This window comes from Streptomyces sp. NPDC031379, assembly GCF_055569615.1.
In genome coordinates, this window is sequence record NZ_JBVIIT010000001.1 from 346310 (window position 1) to 361680 (window position 15371).

Annotated in this window: 14 protein-coding genes, 1 tRNA gene and 1 pseudogene; 8 read left to right on the forward strand and 8 right to left on the reverse strand. The window is 69.9% G+C overall.

The window, feature by feature from the left end:
- The first annotated feature begins 131 nt into the window (after nucleotides 1-131).
- Nucleotides 132-614 (forward strand): DUF5994 family protein, encoded by a 483-nt coding sequence (locus ACZ5CW_RS01665; RefSeq protein WP_468597395.1) that lies wholly within the window; start codon nucleotides 132-134, stop codon nucleotides 612-614.
- 47 nt (nucleotides 615-661) lie between these two features.
- On the opposite strand, the gene ACZ5CW_RS01670 is transcribed toward ACZ5CW_RS01665, so the two are convergent.
- The 3 genes from ACZ5CW_RS01670 to ACZ5CW_RS01680 form a co-directional block, all read right to left on the reverse strand.
- Entirely contained in the window at nucleotides 662-1855 is a 1194-nt protein-coding gene (locus ACZ5CW_RS01670) for a PP2C family protein-serine/threonine phosphatase (protein ID WP_468597748.1), read from the reverse strand.
- 135 nt (nucleotides 1856-1990) lie between these two features.
- On the reverse strand, nucleotides 1991-2503 hold the full coding sequence (locus ACZ5CW_RS01675; RefSeq protein ID WP_468597396.1) for a DUF5994 family protein: 513 nt from the start codon (nucleotides 2501-2503) through the stop codon (nucleotides 1991-1993).
- A 229-nt stretch (nucleotides 2504-2732) separates the two neighbouring features.
- Nucleotides 2733-3707 carry an STAS domain-containing protein gene (locus tag ACZ5CW_RS01680; protein ID WP_468597397.1) on the reverse strand — a complete coding sequence of 325 codons (975 nt, stop codon included), beginning with the start codon at nucleotides 3705-3707 and terminating at the stop codon, nucleotides 2733-2735.
- A 96-nt stretch (nucleotides 3708-3803) separates the two neighbouring features.
- Here ACZ5CW_RS01680 and ACZ5CW_RS01685 point away from each other — a divergent pair, with 96 nt between their 5' ends.
- The 3 genes and pseudogenes from ACZ5CW_RS01685 to ACZ5CW_RS01695 all read left to right on the forward strand — a co-directional run.
- Nucleotides 3804-4085, forward strand: a complete 282-nt coding sequence (locus ACZ5CW_RS01685) for a hypothetical protein (RefSeq protein ID WP_468597398.1) — start codon at nucleotides 3804-3806, stop codon at nucleotides 4083-4085.
- 719 nt (nucleotides 4086-4804) lie between these two features.
- Nucleotides 4805-5566 (forward strand): hypothetical protein, encoded by a 762-nt coding sequence (locus tag ACZ5CW_RS01690; protein WP_468597400.1) that lies wholly within the window; start codon nucleotides 4805-4807, stop codon nucleotides 5564-5566.
- A pseudogene (locus tag ACZ5CW_RS01695) lies at nucleotides 5563-5952 on the forward strand (site-specific integrase); the annotation flags it as partial. The gene ACZ5CW_RS01690 and the pseudogene ACZ5CW_RS01695, both read left to right, overlap by 4 nt.
- A 68-nt stretch (nucleotides 5953-6020) precedes the next feature.
- Here ACZ5CW_RS01695 and ACZ5CW_RS01700 read toward each other — a convergent pair.
- From ACZ5CW_RS01700 to ACZ5CW_RS01710, 3 genes are all read right to left on the reverse strand, one after another.
- Nucleotides 6021-6096 (reverse strand) — tRNA-Arg (locus tag ACZ5CW_RS01700).
- An 82-nt stretch (nucleotides 6097-6178) separates the two neighbouring features.
- Nucleotides 6179-7918 (reverse strand): IclR family transcriptional regulator domain-containing protein, encoded by a 1740-nt coding sequence (locus ACZ5CW_RS01705; RefSeq protein WP_468597401.1) that lies wholly within the window; start codon nucleotides 7916-7918, stop codon nucleotides 6179-6181.
- A gap of 238 nt (nucleotides 7919-8156) precedes the next feature.
- Entirely contained in the window at nucleotides 8157-9479 is a 1323-nt protein-coding gene (locus ACZ5CW_RS01710) for a M6 family metalloprotease domain-containing protein (protein ID WP_468597402.1), read from the reverse strand.
- Between the two features lie 278 nt (nucleotides 9480-9757).
- Between ACZ5CW_RS01710 and ACZ5CW_RS01715 the strand changes: the two genes are divergently transcribed.
- Nucleotides 9758-10405 carry a TetR/AcrR family transcriptional regulator gene (locus ACZ5CW_RS01715; RefSeq protein WP_468597404.1) on the forward strand — a complete coding sequence of 216 codons (648 nt, stop codon included), beginning with the start codon at nucleotides 9758-9760 and terminating at the stop codon, nucleotides 10403-10405.
- A gap of 257 nt (nucleotides 10406-10662) precedes the next feature.
- Nucleotides 10663-12201 (forward strand): MFS transporter, encoded by a 1539-nt coding sequence (locus ACZ5CW_RS01720; RefSeq protein ID WP_468597406.1) that lies wholly within the window; start codon nucleotides 10663-10665, stop codon nucleotides 12199-12201.
- Nucleotides 12202-12211: 10 nt separating this feature from the next.
- Here ACZ5CW_RS01720 and ACZ5CW_RS01725 read toward each other — a convergent pair whose 3' ends face one another.
- Nucleotides 12212-12721: a MarR family winged helix-turn-helix transcriptional regulator gene (locus tag ACZ5CW_RS01725; RefSeq protein WP_468597407.1), complete on the reverse strand. Its 510-nt coding sequence runs from the start codon at nucleotides 12719-12721 to the stop codon at nucleotides 12212-12214.
- Between the two features lie 106 nt (nucleotides 12722-12827).
- On the opposite strand from ACZ5CW_RS01725, the gene ACZ5CW_RS01730 reads away from it, so the two are divergent.
- A complete protein-coding gene (locus ACZ5CW_RS01730; RefSeq protein WP_468597408.1) occupies nucleotides 12828-13640 on the forward strand; it encodes a dioxygenase family protein in 813 nt (270 codons plus the stop codon).
- 11 nt (nucleotides 13641-13651) lie between these two features.
- Here the strand turns inward: ACZ5CW_RS01730 and ACZ5CW_RS01735 are convergent, their stop codons facing one another.
- Nucleotides 13652-14167 (reverse strand): GNAT family N-acetyltransferase, encoded by a 516-nt coding sequence (locus ACZ5CW_RS01735; RefSeq protein WP_468597750.1) that lies wholly within the window; start codon nucleotides 14165-14167, stop codon nucleotides 13652-13654.
- A 194-nt stretch (nucleotides 14168-14361) separates the two neighbouring features.
- Between ACZ5CW_RS01735 and ACZ5CW_RS01740 the strand changes: the two genes are divergently transcribed.
- Nucleotides 14362-15360, forward strand: coding sequence for a sigma-70 family RNA polymerase sigma factor (locus tag ACZ5CW_RS01740; RefSeq protein ID WP_468597410.1), 999 nt, complete (start codon nucleotides 14362-14364; stop codon nucleotides 15358-15360).
- Nucleotides 15361-15371: the final 11 nt, after the last annotated feature.

Genomic DNA, 15371 nt, shown 5'->3' on the forward strand with positions numbered 1-15371 from the left:
TTCTTATTTGACTTGACAACTACCGGGACGGGGTGATTCTGGAAATATCCTTGCCCATGGCACGAGGAGTAGCGTCGAAAGGGCGAGGCGAGTCCCGTGATCGCACCGATTCCCGAATACGGGTGATCCTCATGACCGGCTCCGATGCACGGCCTGTTTCCCGGCATCTGCCCAGTGGCGTTCACGAGGCCGTGGAGCCGGGGTGTGCGCTGCTCCGCCTGGAGACCACGGAGGCGCGTGAAGGCGTCCTCGATGGTGCCTGGTGGCCGCGGTCGCGCGACATCGGTGCCGAGCTGCCCGCGCTGCTGAGCGCCCTCACCGGCCACCTCGGCCCCGTCACGCGCGTCGGGCTGGACACCGCGGCCTGGGAAGGGCTCCCGACACGGATCGTCGTCGAGGACCGGGTGGTGCACATCGACTCCTTTCCGGTGGGCGACGACACCGTCCTGATCACTCGCGGCGATCAGGACATCTTCTCGCTGCTGGTGGTTCCGCCGGACGCGGCACCGGAGGCCGCCCGCGCCGCGATGGCTCAGGCCGTCCGGGCCGACAACGTCACCCAGGCGGAACGGATTCTCATCGACACCGGGAGCGCGCAGGTGCCGCCGGACTGACGAGCGAGCCGTAGCCGGCGGAGCCGTACCGCACGAAGGCGGTGAGGTCAGCCGCGCCACTCCACCAGGAGCAGAGTCGCGTCGTCCGTGGTGTGTCCGCCCCGCGCCCGCTTGAGCGTGTGGGACAGGGACCGCGCCACCGCCCGGATCCCGCGGCCGGTTCTGTCCAACTGGTTGACCCAGTCGATCAGCTGGTCCTCCCCGAACTCCTCCTCCCCGGTCTCGTGCTCCTCGATCAGTCCGTCGGTGAAGCAGAGGAGGCGGTCCCCCTGTTCCAGCTTCATCTCGCTCAGCTGCGGCTCCAGACCGCCGAAGCCGACAGGGAGGGTCGTCGGACCGGTCAGCCGGAGCGCGACGCGATGATCACGGATGAGCATCGGTGACGGGTGTCCGGCGTTGACCCACTGAAGATGGCCGGTCGTGGTGTCCAGCTGCAGCATCTGCGCGGTGACGAAGTGCTCGGGGCCGAACTGGTCCGCCACTGCGCGGTCCATGAAGGCGTAGATCTCCGGTAGGCCGGTGCCGCCGCGGCGGGCGTGGCGGTAGGCACCGATGGCCACGGTGGCCATCGTGGCAGCGTCCAGTCCGTGCCCCATCGCGTCGATCATGGCCACGTGGAGGACGTCTCCGTTGAGGGCGTAGTCGAAGCTGTCACCTGCCACGTCATAGGCGGGTTCCAGGATCCCGGCCACGGAGACCCGAGGCATGATCATCGCCAGCGGCGGCAGCAGGGACCACTGGATCTCCGCGGCGACGCTCATGGGTTCACCGCGTCGGACACGGAAGAAAAGGTCGGAGTAGGCGTGCTTGGTCACCAGTAGGTCGGCCACCAGGCCGGCGATCCTGCACAGGATGCGGCGGTCGTGGTCATCGATGCTGTCCAACGTCACTGCCATGACCCCGACCTGGTCGCCGCCGTCCAGCAGCGGCAGGTGGACCCGCACGCCGTCGTCTTCGGGCAGCTCGACGGGGTGAGCGTCGAGAAAGCAGCGGCCCGCCTCGGAGTCGTCGATCACCTGTGGTTCGCCGTCCGTGAGGCCGTCGCCGGGCAGGGGTACCAGCAGAAGTTGTCCGTAGTCCTGCAGCAGCACCTGCGGTCGGCGGCCCCCGAGCCGCTCCATTACGTCGGCGACCAAGGGCCCGATGAGATGGGGCGGCAGTTCATGCGCGCGATCGAGGACCTCGCCCAGCAGAGCTTCCCCGAAGCTCTCGGAGCGGTCCGCGCGCCGTGGGGCCGTCATCTCCTCACCCGCCATGATCCGAGCCGATCGGGACGGCGGGCTGGGACGACGAAGGGGCTGCCAGTGTCATCGCTCCGTCAAGGGTCTTCGACGCCTGGGCCGGCGGGTCACGTGGGCCCGACCGCATGGGGCCTCTCACCTGAGCCCTGGTCCTCCTTCTGACTCCCATGTGTCTTGTCCGTCGAGGCCGTTCTCGACGAGTGCCAGCAGACGCGGAGCCGACAGCGGGTTCCCGGGGTCGGCGGCAGCGGACAGCAGCCGCGTAGCCGCTCCGGCCGGCTCGTCCGGTGGGATCACCAGCAGTTCCCAGCGTCCCACGGTGCCACAGTCCACGGTGATGGCGTGCGCCTCGGCGGCGAGGTCGGTCAGGACCACCTCGATCACATGCCCGGGCGCCATCACCTTCTGCGGGGCATCGGGCCAGGCGGCGGTCCCCACGGTGACGTGGGTGACGGTGCCGACGCTCGGATCCAAGGAGCCGACCAGCGCGGGCAGCTCCAGTTCCAGTGCGTCGCAGCGCGGCCACCACGCTCCGTCCAGCGGGCCGTGGCTGACGTCCGGGGTGAGGTTCAGCCGGGGCAAGGGCATCCGGTAGGTGTGTGCGTCACCTGGGGTCGTACCTTCGGCGGGCTTGGTGATGGCGTTCATCGTGCGATCCCGTCCCAGGCGGCTTCCGGCTGCCCGTGTCTGCCACTCGCCGGGAACGGCGCCGCCGTGGTCGTGCGCCCGAAAGCTCTCGGTACGTGCCAGGCTACTCCCGGCTGTGGGGGGACGGCGCGGCGCGCAGCCATCGCCCGCAGCTACGTCCGTACGACAGACGACGGGTGGAGTGACCCCACCGCCGGTACGGCCGCCGGCCCATCGCCCCTCAGCTTGATCATCGGACTTCAGGGGACAGCCCTTCCCCCAGCAGGATCAACACGCAGGGGGCGACAGGACCGGGCAGCCCGACGACCTCTCCCATGTTCTGCCAGCCCCAGTTCGAGAATGCGGTTTGTCCCGCCCGGTCGGCAGGATGCAGCAGGGCGACTCCAAGGGAGGAGTGCAGGACTGTGAGCAGACGCTGCTGCAGACGACGGGCGATGTCGCGGTGCTGAGCGTGCGGATGGGCCACGACCTGGGTGAGGACCACGAACCGGGCGTGGGAAGTGAGCCGTTGGATGATCTCCTGGAGCGTTCCGTCGAACCCCCGGCGCCCGGAACTGTCAGGGCCCACCGGAAAACCGAAGGCGCAACCGACCAGCACCGTCGTCTCGGCGAGCAGCAGCGCGAAGCCGGGGTGGTGGGCACTGACCGCCAGGCAGCGCAGGACGTCTCCACGGTTGTGGCACGCCTCGCCGGAGGTACCCGCGACAGACTCCGCGGCCAGGTCGGCGATGTCCTCGCGCGCATCCTCGGCCTGCCAGCGGGTCAGCCGGCGAAGGCGGATCCCGTCCTTGAGGACCGGCTGATCCGACCGACGAACGAGCTCCTCAGGCGCCCGCGTCCCGGTACTCGTGAGGTCGCCGAGCACGGCGGCCGGCACGGGACCCCCGGGGGCCGCAAGAAGCAGCGAAGCAGATCCGGTGACTGCGAGGAGCTGGGTGATCTGCGCGCACGGGTGGTGCAGCAGCAGGGAGGCGTGTACCCGGCCGGCGCGCCGTGACGCCGACAGGAAGACGTCCAAGCCTCTGGAGTCGCAGGAGCCGACCGTGGTCAGGTCGACGTCGATGACAGTGACGCCGTCCAGCAGACACTGCTCCAATGCGGCCCGCAGCAGCGGTGTCGTGGCCGGTCCGATGTCACCGGCGAGCGTGACGAGCGTCCGCTCCCCTCGGTTCCGCCGATGGATGTCCAGCCGGGAAAGGGCCATCACGCCTCCCCTCGGCAGGGACCCGGGCCGGTACGGGTATGTGGTGCCGGCGCAGCGATGCAGAGCTTGCGCGCAGTTGCTTCGACCGCGGCGGACATGATGCCGACCCGTCTCCGCGCCGACCACTGGGGCGGCCCGGATTCAACTCTCGCCGAGGACGACCCGGCGTGGCGGCCGGAATGCGTGAAACCCTCGGTACTCCAACCGTACGCCGCCCGCAACGGGAGCGGCTGCGCCGAGGGTGCCAGGAGTACGGCGGGGAGGGGCGAGGGTGTCTCCCTGGATGCCGAAGCGGCCCGGCACGTCGCGGACGCCCTCCGGCTGCTGTTCGCGGGGGGCGAGCAGCGCAGCGAGCCAGCGCCGTTGGCACCCAGGTAGTTCACCAGGGCCGACAGCATGACAGGCGGGTCTGAGGGGGCGATTTCCTGGTCTCGTTCCACGATAAGTCCGAGCAGATACCCCATCGCGGCCCGTTCGTCAGCTCGCTCGAAGTCGAAGGGACGGCAGCCTGTTCGCCTGGCCAGAGTCACGTTGAGCCCGGTGTACGAGGTGAGCTTGCCCAGCTTCGCTCGCTCGACGAGGAAGCCACGACCGGCATGTACAAGCGATCCCCATGCACTGTCCGCGCGGCCGTATCCAGACATCCCCGCCCGCTGAGCTACATCGATCCGTGAGCGGGAACGCACAGTGCCGGCACAGTGCCCCCAATCGCGGACGACCGGTAGACCGACGACGGGCGCTCGCGGTGCGGCCGCCAGCGAGAGACCCCCGTAGGTCAGCACGTTCACAAGAAAACGGCGAATCTATAAGAGCCTTGGGGCGATCAGTCAGACGTCGATGAAACAGGCTGTCAAGTAATCAATAATTGCCTGTTGGATTAGCGCTGCGGTTGCAGTCCGCATATGCGCGCGGGACTATCTGAGTGAAGCCAGCCGTGGCAAGGATGATAGCCGCGCCGGCCAAGCGAGGCATCTCCGCAGCCGCTGCGGGGACCCGCTGTCTAGTTCTTTACTGCGGACTGCATGATTTCCGCGCAGCATGGCTGCGCGGTGCAGGTGGTACGCGTCAGCGCACCACATAAACAAAGGTGTGTCACAATGACCGGTCCCACTGGTAACAAGGCATTGACGTTGCTTTCTGCGATCGTGGATGGTGATGCGAGTATTCAAGACAGCGTCGCCGAACTGGAGAAGTGCGGAATCAAGTCCACAGGCGACCTTCTCTCAACGCTGAGCGAGGGTTTTAGAGCCGCGCAGGACGCCGGTGAGGCACTGGACTTTGACAACATCCCGGACGAGACACCACAGGACCTGGTCAAAGCCATTGTGCAGAGGGTCCCAGAGGTGCCATTCATCCTCAATGGCACGATGTACGACCCCGAAGACATTGTGCGCTTCAACGGCCAGGAGTTGCACTTCGTGGCGTCGTTGACCGGTGACCACCTGCTGGCCGTCGACGATCGGCAGCTATACGCGTGCTGGCGGCAGGTCACACGCCTTGAGCAGTACCTGCAAGACAGACGCTTCCTTCCCAGGGGCGACGACGCCTCGACATCCAATACATTGCTCGGCCCGCCCAACCCGTTGACCGGCTTCTTCAAACACATCAACTTGGAGGGTCATTTGTTCAACGTGAAAAAGAATTGGGGGCGCACAAAACTGGGCGGAGACAATGACGAAATTTCGTCATTCCAAATGGTTGGAACCGCGGTAACCGAACTCTTCGAGCATGTGAACTATATGGGCCAGACATGGTCGAAGGTCCTGCCATACTCGCCAACGGGTGATTACTACCACGAAGAGCGGAATCTCCACCAGTATGGGTGGGGCGACCGCGCTAGTTCTCTAGGGACTTGGTAGACCCCCGCCGCCAGGTTGTCCGGCAGCAGACCCAGCGCCGCCGGGGGCGTCCTCTACGACGACGACCCTGAGAGCCGCCGGCGCCGAGCCGTCCCGCTGCCCGCCCTCTGCATCGCGCCCCTGCGCTGGCACCGCATGCGTCAGGCGGACGCCCGAGCCAGGGCGGGGGAGGGGTGGAACGAGTCGGACTACGTGATCCGGCTGCACGACGCGCCACCCTCCTCACGGCGGCCGGGGTCGCGCCCCGCGTCGTGATGGAGATCCTCGGTCACTCCCAGATCAGCATCACCATGGACGTGTACACGCACGTCGTGCAGGACACCCAGCGGGAAGCCATGAGCCACATGGACCGGCTCCTCAGGAAGAAGCGCCCCGGTCGCGGCTGACCGCCCGCGTTGATGTCAAAAGTAGATGTCAAAGGCCCCGGACCATGATCGGTCCGGGGCCTTTTGGCTGGTGCCCCCGGCAGGATTCGAACCTGCGACACCCGCTTTAGGAGAGCGGTGCTCTATCCCCTGAGCTACGAAGGCGGAGCTTGCGTGGAACTCGTTCGAGCCCTGGGTGATCCGGGGCTCGGACCACAGGGTACCGGATCAGGGCGTGACGCGCGGGTCACAGGAGCGGTACCGGTGCGAAGCGGGAGGCGGTGCGCAGGTCGTCCTGGATGCGGTCGGCGGTCGCGCGCAGGTCGGGGAGCAGGTCGTGCACACAGTCCTCCACGGTGCGCCGGGCGGCGTGGGTGGCCACGTTCACCGCGGCGACCGCCCGGCCCGCCCGGTCCCGCACCGGTACGGCGATCGACCGCAGCCCGGACTCCAGCTCCGCGTCGACGAGCGCGTACCCCTGGCCACGCACCTCGGCGAGCGCCGGGGACGGTGGTGCGGCGGTGTCGGCCAGCAGGACCCGGCCGAGGGAGGTCGCGGCGGCCGGCAGCCGGGCGCCCACGGTGATGTGCACGGTCAGCACACGGCTCGTGCCCGCCCCCGCCGTGTACTGGATCTCCGTGCCCCCGCCTGTCAGCACCGCCAGCGCCGTCGGCTCCCGCAACCGGCCCGCGAGATCCCGCAGATGGGGCTCGGCCAGCCGGGGCAGCGTGCTGCGCGACAGCGGCGGGAAGCCCAGGTCCAGCACACGCGGGGTGAGGGTGAAGGTGCGGTCGGGGCGGGCCGCCACCAGGCCGAGGTGCTCGTGGGTGAGCAGGGCCCGGCGGGCGGTGGCGCGGGACAGACCGGTCGCCCGCGCCACCTCGGTCAGGGTCAGCGCCGGGCGGCCCTCGCCGAACGCGGTCAGCACGGTCAAGCCCCGGGCCAGGGACTCCACGAAGTCCCGGCCCAGCTCGTGCTTGGAGGCGCCGGTCCACGCGGCCAGATCCCTGGGCGGCGGCCCGGGCTCGGGCGCCGGTGCCGTGCGCAGCTCGGCCTCCATCGCCGCCACCGCCGTACGCAACCGGGGGAGCAGCGCGGTGCGCAGGTCGGCCGCCGAATGCCGGCTGGTGTGACTGACCACGCTCGCCACGCATGCGAGGCGGCCGGTGTCCGGTTCGCGTACCGGTACGGACACCGCGACCAGACCCGGCTCGATCAGCTGGTCGTCCAGCGCCCAGCCGTCCCGCCCGGCGCGCTCCGCCCGCTCCGCGAAGTCGTCGGCGGACGGGGAGCGGGGCGGTACGGCGGGGAAGGAGGTGTCGGCCGGGTCCTGGAGCCGCCGGGAACGCCACCGCTGCCAGTCCGCCTCCCTCCACTCGGCCGCGAACAGCGCTCCGGGTGCGGTGCGTTCCGCCGGGAGCAGGTCGCCGATGCGGAAGCTCACGGACATCGCCCGGCGGCGGGCGGCCTGGCGGATGAAGCGGATGCCGTCGAGGTCGGCGACCGCGAGCGACACCGACTCGTCCAGCTCGTCGGCGAGGGCGTCGGCGTGCGCGCCGAGCAGCGCGGGCAGGCGCAGCGCGGCCAGGTAGGCGTTGCCCAGCTCCATCACGCGCGGGGTGAGGACGACGTCCCGGCCGTCGAGGCGGACGTGGCCCATGCGGGCCAGGGTCGCGGTGATCCGGTCGACCGTGGACCGGGCGAGCCCGGTGGCCCGCTCCAGCGCGCTCGGGCTCAGTGTGCCGCCCGCCTCCGTCAGCCGCCGCAGCACCCCGACCCCCCGCACCAGCGGCCCGACCACCTCAGCGGGCAGCTCGCTCGCCCGGTCGGAGGAGGGAGCGGCACCGGCCGGCGGCTCGCTCGCCCGGTCAGCCGACGGGACCGCCTCGGCAGCCGCCGGGACCGCCTCGGCAGGCGGCTCGACCGTCTCGGCCGACGGCCCGTCCTCGGCACGGTCGCCGGAATCCTGGGCGGTCTTCGCGGGCATCGTCTCTCCGGCTACGGCGTACAGGCACGCCTACGGTAAACCCCGGCCGGTACCGGTCCGGCCATCCCCAGCCCCCGCACCCCTCCCCTGATCCCCAGCCCCCGCACCCCTCCCCTGATCCCCAGCCCCGCACCCCCCTCGCCGGCCCCCACCGACACCCCACCGACGCCCCACCGCCCCCTCCGGCGACCCGACCGGCGCCCACCCCCTCACCCACCCGCCTACTCCTCCGCGACGGCTACCCCCGCGTCACCCGCACCCGGTAGTTCCCCTCCTCGTCCGCTCCCACCACGTGGACCGCGATGGCGTGGCGGGGGTCCTTGAAGGTCTCGCCGGGGGAGAAGGGGGCGTCGGAGAGTTCCGCGTGGACGTTGGGACTGCGGGTGCAGCCGCCGCTGCCCCGGTGGCTGTCGTAGACCGTGACCGGGCCGCGTCCGGTGTCGACCGTGGCGTCGACCTTGTAGATCAGGATGCCCGGACGGCACACCGTCTCGTCGTTGCCGCCCTGTGCGCGCAGCTCCAGCGCGTAGGCGGTCCGGGTGTCGACGGGCACGAGGATCAGCTTCCCGCCGCCCGGCTTGTACAGCGGCGTCAGCAGGTATTCCACGCTGCCGCGTGCCGCCGCGCAGCCGACCTGGCCGCCGTCCAGCCAGCCCAGCTTCCACTTGTGCCAGCCGAGCAGATCGTTGTTGGCGCCCCAGTCCTCGCTCATGATGTCCCAGTGCCCGACGGCGCCCCCGCCGTCCTGCGTGTACAGGTCGGGCAGGCCGAAGGTGTGGCCGTTCTCGTGCGGCAGCACGCGGTACCCGGTGCGGGCGTAGGAGCCGGAGCCGTCGTCCTGGCGGGAGTAGACGAAGGAGGCGTTCGCGACGGGCACGCCGTCGGCGACCGGGGCGTCCTCGTTCCCGGCGAAGGTCACGGACAGCACGGTGTCCAGGGCGGACGGTCCGGCGTTCGGTGTGACCAGCACGTTCAGCAGGTCGTACGAGCGGAAGTCCACCGTCGGGTCGGCCGCGGCCACGATGTCCTGCACCAGCTGCCGGTAGCCGGGATCGAAGGGCGCCCCGCGCTCTATGCCGTACGCCTTGAAGGTCTTCGGCATCCGCAGCCAGGTGGTGACGGGTGTCTCGGGCCGGTAGTCGAGCCGGCCGTACGAGGCGTTGTGGAACCACTCCTGGGTCTGCGGGAAGAACTCGCTGAAGCGGTCCATGGCGTTGCCCTTGCCGGGCGCGTCGGAGAAGTCGACCATCAGGGTCAGGGCGTGGACCGTGCCCGTGGCGCGGGAGTAGCCGCGGGGGGTGGGGAGGCCCTCGGTCATCTGCACGTCCAGACCGCTGTGGATCATGCAGGGGGAGAGCACGGAGGAGCGGGACAGGCCGACGGGCCCGGAGGTGGTGGGCGCCGGCAGATGTCCGGTCCCGGCCGAGGTGCTGACCGCGAGGGTCAGCACGGTCACCACGGCGAGGGCGGCCACGCGGCGCGGGCGTATGCGGCGCGAGCGTATCCGGCGCGGTCGTATCCGGCGCGGGCGTATGCGGCGGCGGGGCGGCTGCGGCTGCATGCATGGACCTCTCGCTGCACGGCAGCCGCCGGTCTCCGGCTGCACCCTTGCGATCACCCTGTGTCGGCAGGGTGGAGGGCGCGCGCTGGAGGAGACCGATCGTGGGAATGCCGGTCCGCAACGGGGTGAAACCCGGCGGATGGTGAGTGTGGCTCAGGTCACAGGACTTCTTTTCGGCGGCGGGAAATAACCGGGGACGGTTTCCCCGTTTAGCCATGTGTCCGAGCGAAACGGGGACTGCTTCCCCGGATCGCCCCCCACGTCTCAAGGAGTACGCCGTGCCGACCGCGACCTCCCCCGCACCGCGCAAGGTGACCCGGCCCCGTGCCGATGCCGTGCGCAACCGGGAGCGGATCGTCGCCGCCGCCCGGGAGATGTTCGTCGAGTACGGCCCGGACGTGCCGCTCGACGAGATCGCCCGTCGGGCCGGCGTGGGCAACGCCACGGTGTACCGCAATTTCCCCGATCGTGAGGCCCTCGTCCGCGAGGTCGTCTGCTCCGTCATGGACCGGACGGCCGAGGCGGCCGAGGTGGCCCTCGCCGAGACCGGGGACGCCTTCGCGGCCCTGGAGCGCTTCGTGCACACCGCCGCCGACGAGCGGATCAGCGCACTGTGCCCGATGATCTCCGAGTCCTTCGACCAGCACCACCCCGACCTGGAAGCCTCCCGGGAGCGCGTCGAGCAGCTCGTCGAGGAGGTCATGGGCCGGGCCAAGGTGGCCGGGCAGCTCCGGCCCGATGTCGGCGTCGGTGACCTGATGATCGTCGTGGCTCAGCTGAGCCGGCCCCCGGCCGGCACGGACTGCCTCCGCGGCGACCGCTTCGTCCACCGTCACCTCCAGCTGTTCCTCGACGGCCTGCGGGCCCCCGCCCGCTCCGCCCTGCCGGGCGCGGCCGTCACGCTCAAGGAGCTGCGCACGTCCTGACCGGCCAGTCCCGCACCGATCGGCTCGAGGCCGGCCGACCCGGCACCGATCGACCCGGCACCGATCGACTCGGTACCGATTAGTCCCGCCCCCGACCACAGTCCGCCCCTACGGCAGCAACGCGCAGCAAACGGCAGTAACACGGCGGCCGAAGCCGCCCGCCTCCGTCCTCCTCGGCTCCCTCAGTTCCGTTTTCTCGTCCTTTTCTTCTCTTTCGCGCTCTTTTTCCGTCACGAAGTCCCGAAGTGGGTACCTCCATGTCCGAAGCAGCCCTCAAGGCTCCCGTCGCCGCCGCACCGGCCGGCGACGCCAACCGCTGGAAAGCGCTCGTCTTCATCGCGCTCGCCCAGCTGATGGTCGTCCTCGACGCCACCATCGTGAACATCGCCCTGCCCTCCGCCCAGACCGACCTCGGCATATCCGACGGCAACCGGCAGTGGGTCGTCACCGCCTACGCCCTCGCCTTCGGCGGTCTGCTGCTCTTCGGCGGCCGCATCGCCGACCTGTGGGGCCGCAAGCGTGCCTTCGTCCTGGGCCTGACCGGCTTCGCCGCCGCCTCCGTGCTCGGCGGTGTCGCCACCACCGGCGCGATGATGTTCGGCGCCCGCGCCCTCCAGGGTGTCTTCGGCGCCCTGCTCGCCCCGGCCGCGCTGTCCCTGCTCGCCGTGATGTTCACGGACGCCAAGGAGCGTGCCAAGGCGTTCGGCATCTACGGCGCGATCGCCGGTGGCGGCGGTGCCGTCGGTCTGATCCTCGGCGGCTTCCTCACCGAGTACCTGGACTGGCGCTGGACCTTCTTCGTGAACGTCCCGTTCGCGGTCGTCGCCGCGCTCGGCGCCAACTTCGTCATCCGTGAGCCGGAGGGCGGCCGCAACCGCTCCCCGCTCGACATCCCCGGCGTGATCCTGTCCACCCTCGGCCTGGTCGCCCTCGTCTACGGCTTCACCCGCGCCGAGTCCGACGGCTGGGGCGACGCCGTGACCGTGTCGATGTTCGTCGCGTCCGTGGTGCTGCTGCTCGCGTTCGTGGTCGTCGAGGCCCGGGTCAAGGCCCCGCTGCTGCCGCTGCGCGTGATCACCGACCGCAACCGCGGCGGCATCTACCTCTCCCTGGGTCTGGCCATCATCGGGATGTTCGGGCTGTTCCTCTTCCTGACCTACTACCTGCAGATCGTGAAGGGCTACTCGCCGGTGAAGACCGGCTTCGCCTTCCTGCCGATGATCGTTGGCATGATCACGGGCTCCACCCAGATCGGCACCCGTCTGATGACCCGGGTCGCGCCCCGGCTGCTGATGGGCCCGGGCTTCCTGGTCGCCGGGCTCGGCATGCTGCTGCTGACCCAGCTCGAGGTCGACTCCTCGTACGCCGCCCTGCTGCTGCCGGCGATGCTGCTGCTCGGCCTCGGCATGGGTACGGCGTTCATGCCGGCCATGTCCCTGGCCACCCAGGGCGTCGAGCCCCGGGACGCCGGTGTCGCCTCCGCGATGGTCAACACCTCGCAGCAGGTGGGCGGCGCGATCGGCACCGCCCTGCTGAACACGATCGCCGCGTCCGCGACCACCTCGTACGTCAAGGACCACATCGCCGGTGCCTCCGCCAAGCCGCAGCAGGAACTGGTGAAGCTCCAGGGCATGGTGCACGGCTACAGTGCCGCGATCTGGTTCGCCGTCGGCATCCTGGGTCTCGCCGCCCTGATCGCCTTCACCTTCGTCAACGCCGGCCGTCCGGGCACCACCCCGGTGGCCTCCGGTGAGGGTGTCGAGGACGAGGTGCCGGTGCCGGTGGTGGCCCACTGACCGTGAGCCGTTAGCGGAGCCAGGGCAGGTCCGCACCCGCTTCGTTGGGCTGGAGGCCCTCGGCGACGATCTCCATGATCTCGCCGAGGGCCTTCTGCTGTGCGGAGGTGAGCCGCTCGAACAGCGCCTGCCGGACGGCGCCCACATGGCCGGGCGCGGTGCGCCGCAGCACCTCCACGCCCTCGTCGGTGAGCACCGCGAACTGGCCGCGCTTGTCCGAGGGGCAGTCCTCGCGGCGCACCCAGCCGTTCTTCTCCAGCCGGGCGATCGCATGGGACAGCCGGGACCGGGTGATCTTCGCCTGCATCGCCAGCTCGGTCATCCGCAGCCGGCGGCGCGGCGCCTCGGCGAGGCCGACGAGGAGGCCGTAGTAGATGTGCGGCATGCCCGCGTCGCGCTGCAGCTGCCGGTCGAGGTGGTCCTCCAGCAGGGTGGTGGCGTGCAGGTAGGCGCGCCAGACGCGCTGTTCCTCGTCGGTGAGCCAGCGGTGCCCCGCGGTGGAGTCCGGTGCCGTAGTCATGCGTCCCACTGTACGAGCCGGCTCCTTGAAACTTGAACAAGTCAGGCGTACGCTCGCGTACAAGAGCTTGAGAGTTAAAGCATCTGGACGATCAGGAGCCGCGACCATGTCCGCCACTGCCCAGGACGCCGCTCGGGGCGCCGCCCAGGAGCGCATGCCCGCCCTCTATCTCAGCCACGGCGCCCCGCCGCTCGCCGACGATCCGGTCTGGCCCGGTCAGCTCGCCGCCTGGTCCGCCGGACTGCCCCGCCCCAAGGCCGTCCTCATGGTCTCCGCCCACTGGGAGGAGGCCCCGCTGGCACTCGGCGCGGTGGAGACCGTCCCGCTCGTCTACGACTTCTGGGGCTTCCCCGAGCACTACTACCGGGTCCGGTACGCCGCTCCCGGCGCACCCGGGCTGGCCGAGTCCGTCCGCAAACTGCTGCGCGCCCCCGGCATCCCCGTCCAGGACATCCCCGACCGCGGCCTCGACCACGGCGCCTACGTCCCCCTCGTCGAGATGTTCCCGGCCGCCGACATCCCCGTCCTGCAGATCTCCCTGCCCACCCTCGACCCGGTCCGCCTGATGGACATCGGCCGCAAGCTCGCCCCCTTGCGCGACGAGGGCGTGCTGATCGTCGGCTCCGGCTTCTTCACCCACAACCTCGCCGCACTGCGGTACGCCGGTGGCGTCCCCAGCTGGTCCTCCGAGTTCGACGACTGGGGCAGGCGGGCCCTTCAGGCCCGCGACTGGGACGCGCTGCTCGACTTCCTGAACAAGGCCCCGGCCGGCCGCTACGCCCACCCGCGCACCGAGCACTTCGCCCCGCTCTTCGTCACCATGGGCGCGGCGGAGGCGGGCGGCGAGCTGGACGCGCAGAAGTCCGTGATCGACGGGTTCTGGATGGGAATGGCCAAGCGGTCGGTGCAGTTCGGCTGAGTGCGGGTCGGCTACAGGTCCTTCTCGTACCAGGCCACGTCCCGGTAACGGCCGAATTTGCGGCCCACCTCGCGGTAGGTGCCGACGTGCCGGAAGCCGAAGCGGGCGTGCAGTCGCTCGGAGGCCTCGTTGGGCTGGGCGATGCCCGCGTAGGCGCGATGGACGTCCTCGTTCGCCAGCGCCTTGAAGAGCGCGTCGTAGAGCAGGCTGCCGATCCCGCGCCGGCCCGTGCCGGGGGCGACGTACACCGAGGTCTCCACGGACGTCACGTACGCGGGCTTCGGCCGATAAGGGCTGGATGTGGCGTACCCCAGAATCTCCTGTGAACGCGCGTCCGTGGCAACCAACAGCCGGTGCGGGCCGTCTTCCGGGTGGGAGAGCAGCCAAGGGCGGCGCTCTTCCGCAGTGAACACCGCCGTGTCAAATGTGATGGCCGTCTCACGTACATAGTGGTTGTAGAGGGCCGTGAGGGGTTCCAGATCCCCCTCGACTCCCGGCCTGACCTGCACCTCTGTAGGGGCTGACATCATCCTGCCTCCCGGTGGGGCCGACAGGGTACTGCATGATCAGAAAAATCGGGGGGCAGGTTGGGAATTCTGTCCGGATTCCAGTCGTTGTTTCCCACGGATGCAGGGCACTCGAGGAGAGTCCCAGAGACAGTCCCGGAGTGCTGAGCGTTCACCAGGACCACCCGCCAGCCCACCATCGCAAGGGAGCACGCATGGCAACCCGTGCCGTCGCCCGTCGTCAGTCCGCCACCGGCGAGACGGCCGACTCGGCAAGCAGTGTTCGCGCCCATGGCGGCGAGATCGCCGATCGCGACCTGGTCGGCATGTACCTCGACGAGATCGCGCGTACGCCGCTGCTGGACGCCGCCAAGGAGGTCGAGCTGTCCCAGACCATCGAGGCGGGTGTGTTCGCGCGGCAGGTCCTCGACGGGTTCGAGGAGAGCGCCTCGGGCGCCACCCGTGAGGAGCTGGAGGCGTTGTTCGCCGCCGGCGAGCGGGCCAAGGACGTCTTCATCCGCTCCAACCTCCGTCTGGTCGTCGCGGTCGCCCGGCGCTACCCGCGCAGTGGCCTGCCCCTGCTCGACCTGATCCAGGAGGGCAACGCCGGCCTGGTGCGCGCCGTCGAGAAGTTCGACTACCGCAAGGGCTTCAAGTTCTCGACGTACGCCACCTGGTGGATCCGTCAGGCCATCACCCGCTCCATCGCCGACCAGTCCCGCACGATCCGGCTCCCCGTCCACCTGGTGGAAGAGCTGGGCCGTATCCGCCGGGTGCAGCGCGAGTTCAACCGTGAGAACGGCCGCGACCCGGAGCCCGCGGAGATCGCCACGGAGCTGGGCACGACGCCGGAGCGCGTCATCGACGTGCTCGACTGGGCCCGTGACCCGGTCTCGCTGAACATGTCGGTGGACGACGAGGGCGAGACCCAGTTCGGCGACCTGCTGGAGGACACCTCGGCGGTCTCCCCCGAGCAGTCCGTCCTGACCCTGCTCCGCAGTGAGGAACTGGACGACCTGATCGGCCGCCTGGACCAGCGCACGGCCTCCATCATCAAGATGCGGTACGGCATCGAGGACGGCCGCGAGCGCACCCTGACCGAGGTCGGCAAGGAGCACGGCCTGACGCGCGAGCGCATCCGCCAGATCGAGAAGCACGCCCTTCTCGAACTGAAGAAGCTGGCCCGCGACACCGGCTTCGACGCGGCGGCGTAACGAGCGCGGGC

Excerpts from the sequence above, each read along its gene's own strand:
- ACZ5CW_RS01665 (WP_468597395.1), top strand. The coding sequence starts at position 132 with ATGACCGGCTCCGATGCACGGCCTGTTTCCCGGCATCTGCCCAGTGGC.
- ACZ5CW_RS01670 (WP_468597748.1), bottom strand. The coding sequence starts at position 1,855 with ATGACGGCCCCACGGCGCGCGGACCGCTCCGAGAGCTTCGGGGAAGCT.
- ACZ5CW_RS01675 (WP_468597396.1), bottom strand. The coding sequence starts at position 2,503 with ATGAACGCCATCACCAAGCCCGCCGAAGGTACGACCCCAGGTGACGCA.
- ACZ5CW_RS01680 (WP_468597397.1), bottom strand. The coding sequence starts at position 3,707 with ATGGCCCTTTCCCGGCTGGACATCCATCGGCGGAACCGAGGGGAGCGG.
- ACZ5CW_RS01685 (WP_468597398.1), top strand. The coding sequence starts at position 3,804 with ATGATGCCGACCCGTCTCCGCGCCGACCACTGGGGCGGCCCGGATTCA.
- ACZ5CW_RS01690 (WP_468597400.1), top strand. The coding sequence starts at position 4,805 with ATGACCGGTCCCACTGGTAACAAGGCATTGACGTTGCTTTCTGCGATC.
- ACZ5CW_RS01705 (WP_468597401.1), bottom strand. The coding sequence starts at position 7,918 with ATGCCCGCGAAGACCGCCCAGGATTCCGGCGACCGTGCCGAGGACGGG.
- ACZ5CW_RS01710 (WP_468597402.1), bottom strand. The coding sequence starts at position 9,479 with ATGCAGCCGCAGCCGCCCCGCCGCCGCATACGCCCGCGCCGGATACGA.
- ACZ5CW_RS01720 (WP_468597406.1), top strand. The coding sequence starts at position 10,663 with ATGTCCGAAGCAGCCCTCAAGGCTCCCGTCGCCGCCGCACCGGCCGGC.
- ACZ5CW_RS01725 (WP_468597407.1), bottom strand. The coding sequence starts at position 12,721 with ATGACTACGGCACCGGACTCCACCGCGGGGCACCGCTGGCTCACCGAC.
- ACZ5CW_RS01730 (WP_468597408.1), top strand. The coding sequence starts at position 12,828 with ATGTCCGCCACTGCCCAGGACGCCGCTCGGGGCGCCGCCCAGGAGCGC.
- ACZ5CW_RS01735 (WP_468597750.1), bottom strand. The coding sequence starts at position 14,167 with ATGTCAGCCCCTACAGAGGTGCAGGTCAGGCCGGGAGTCGAGGGGGAT.
- ACZ5CW_RS01740 (WP_468597410.1), top strand. The coding sequence starts at position 14,362 with ATGGCAACCCGTGCCGTCGCCCGTCGTCAGTCCGCCACCGGCGAGACG.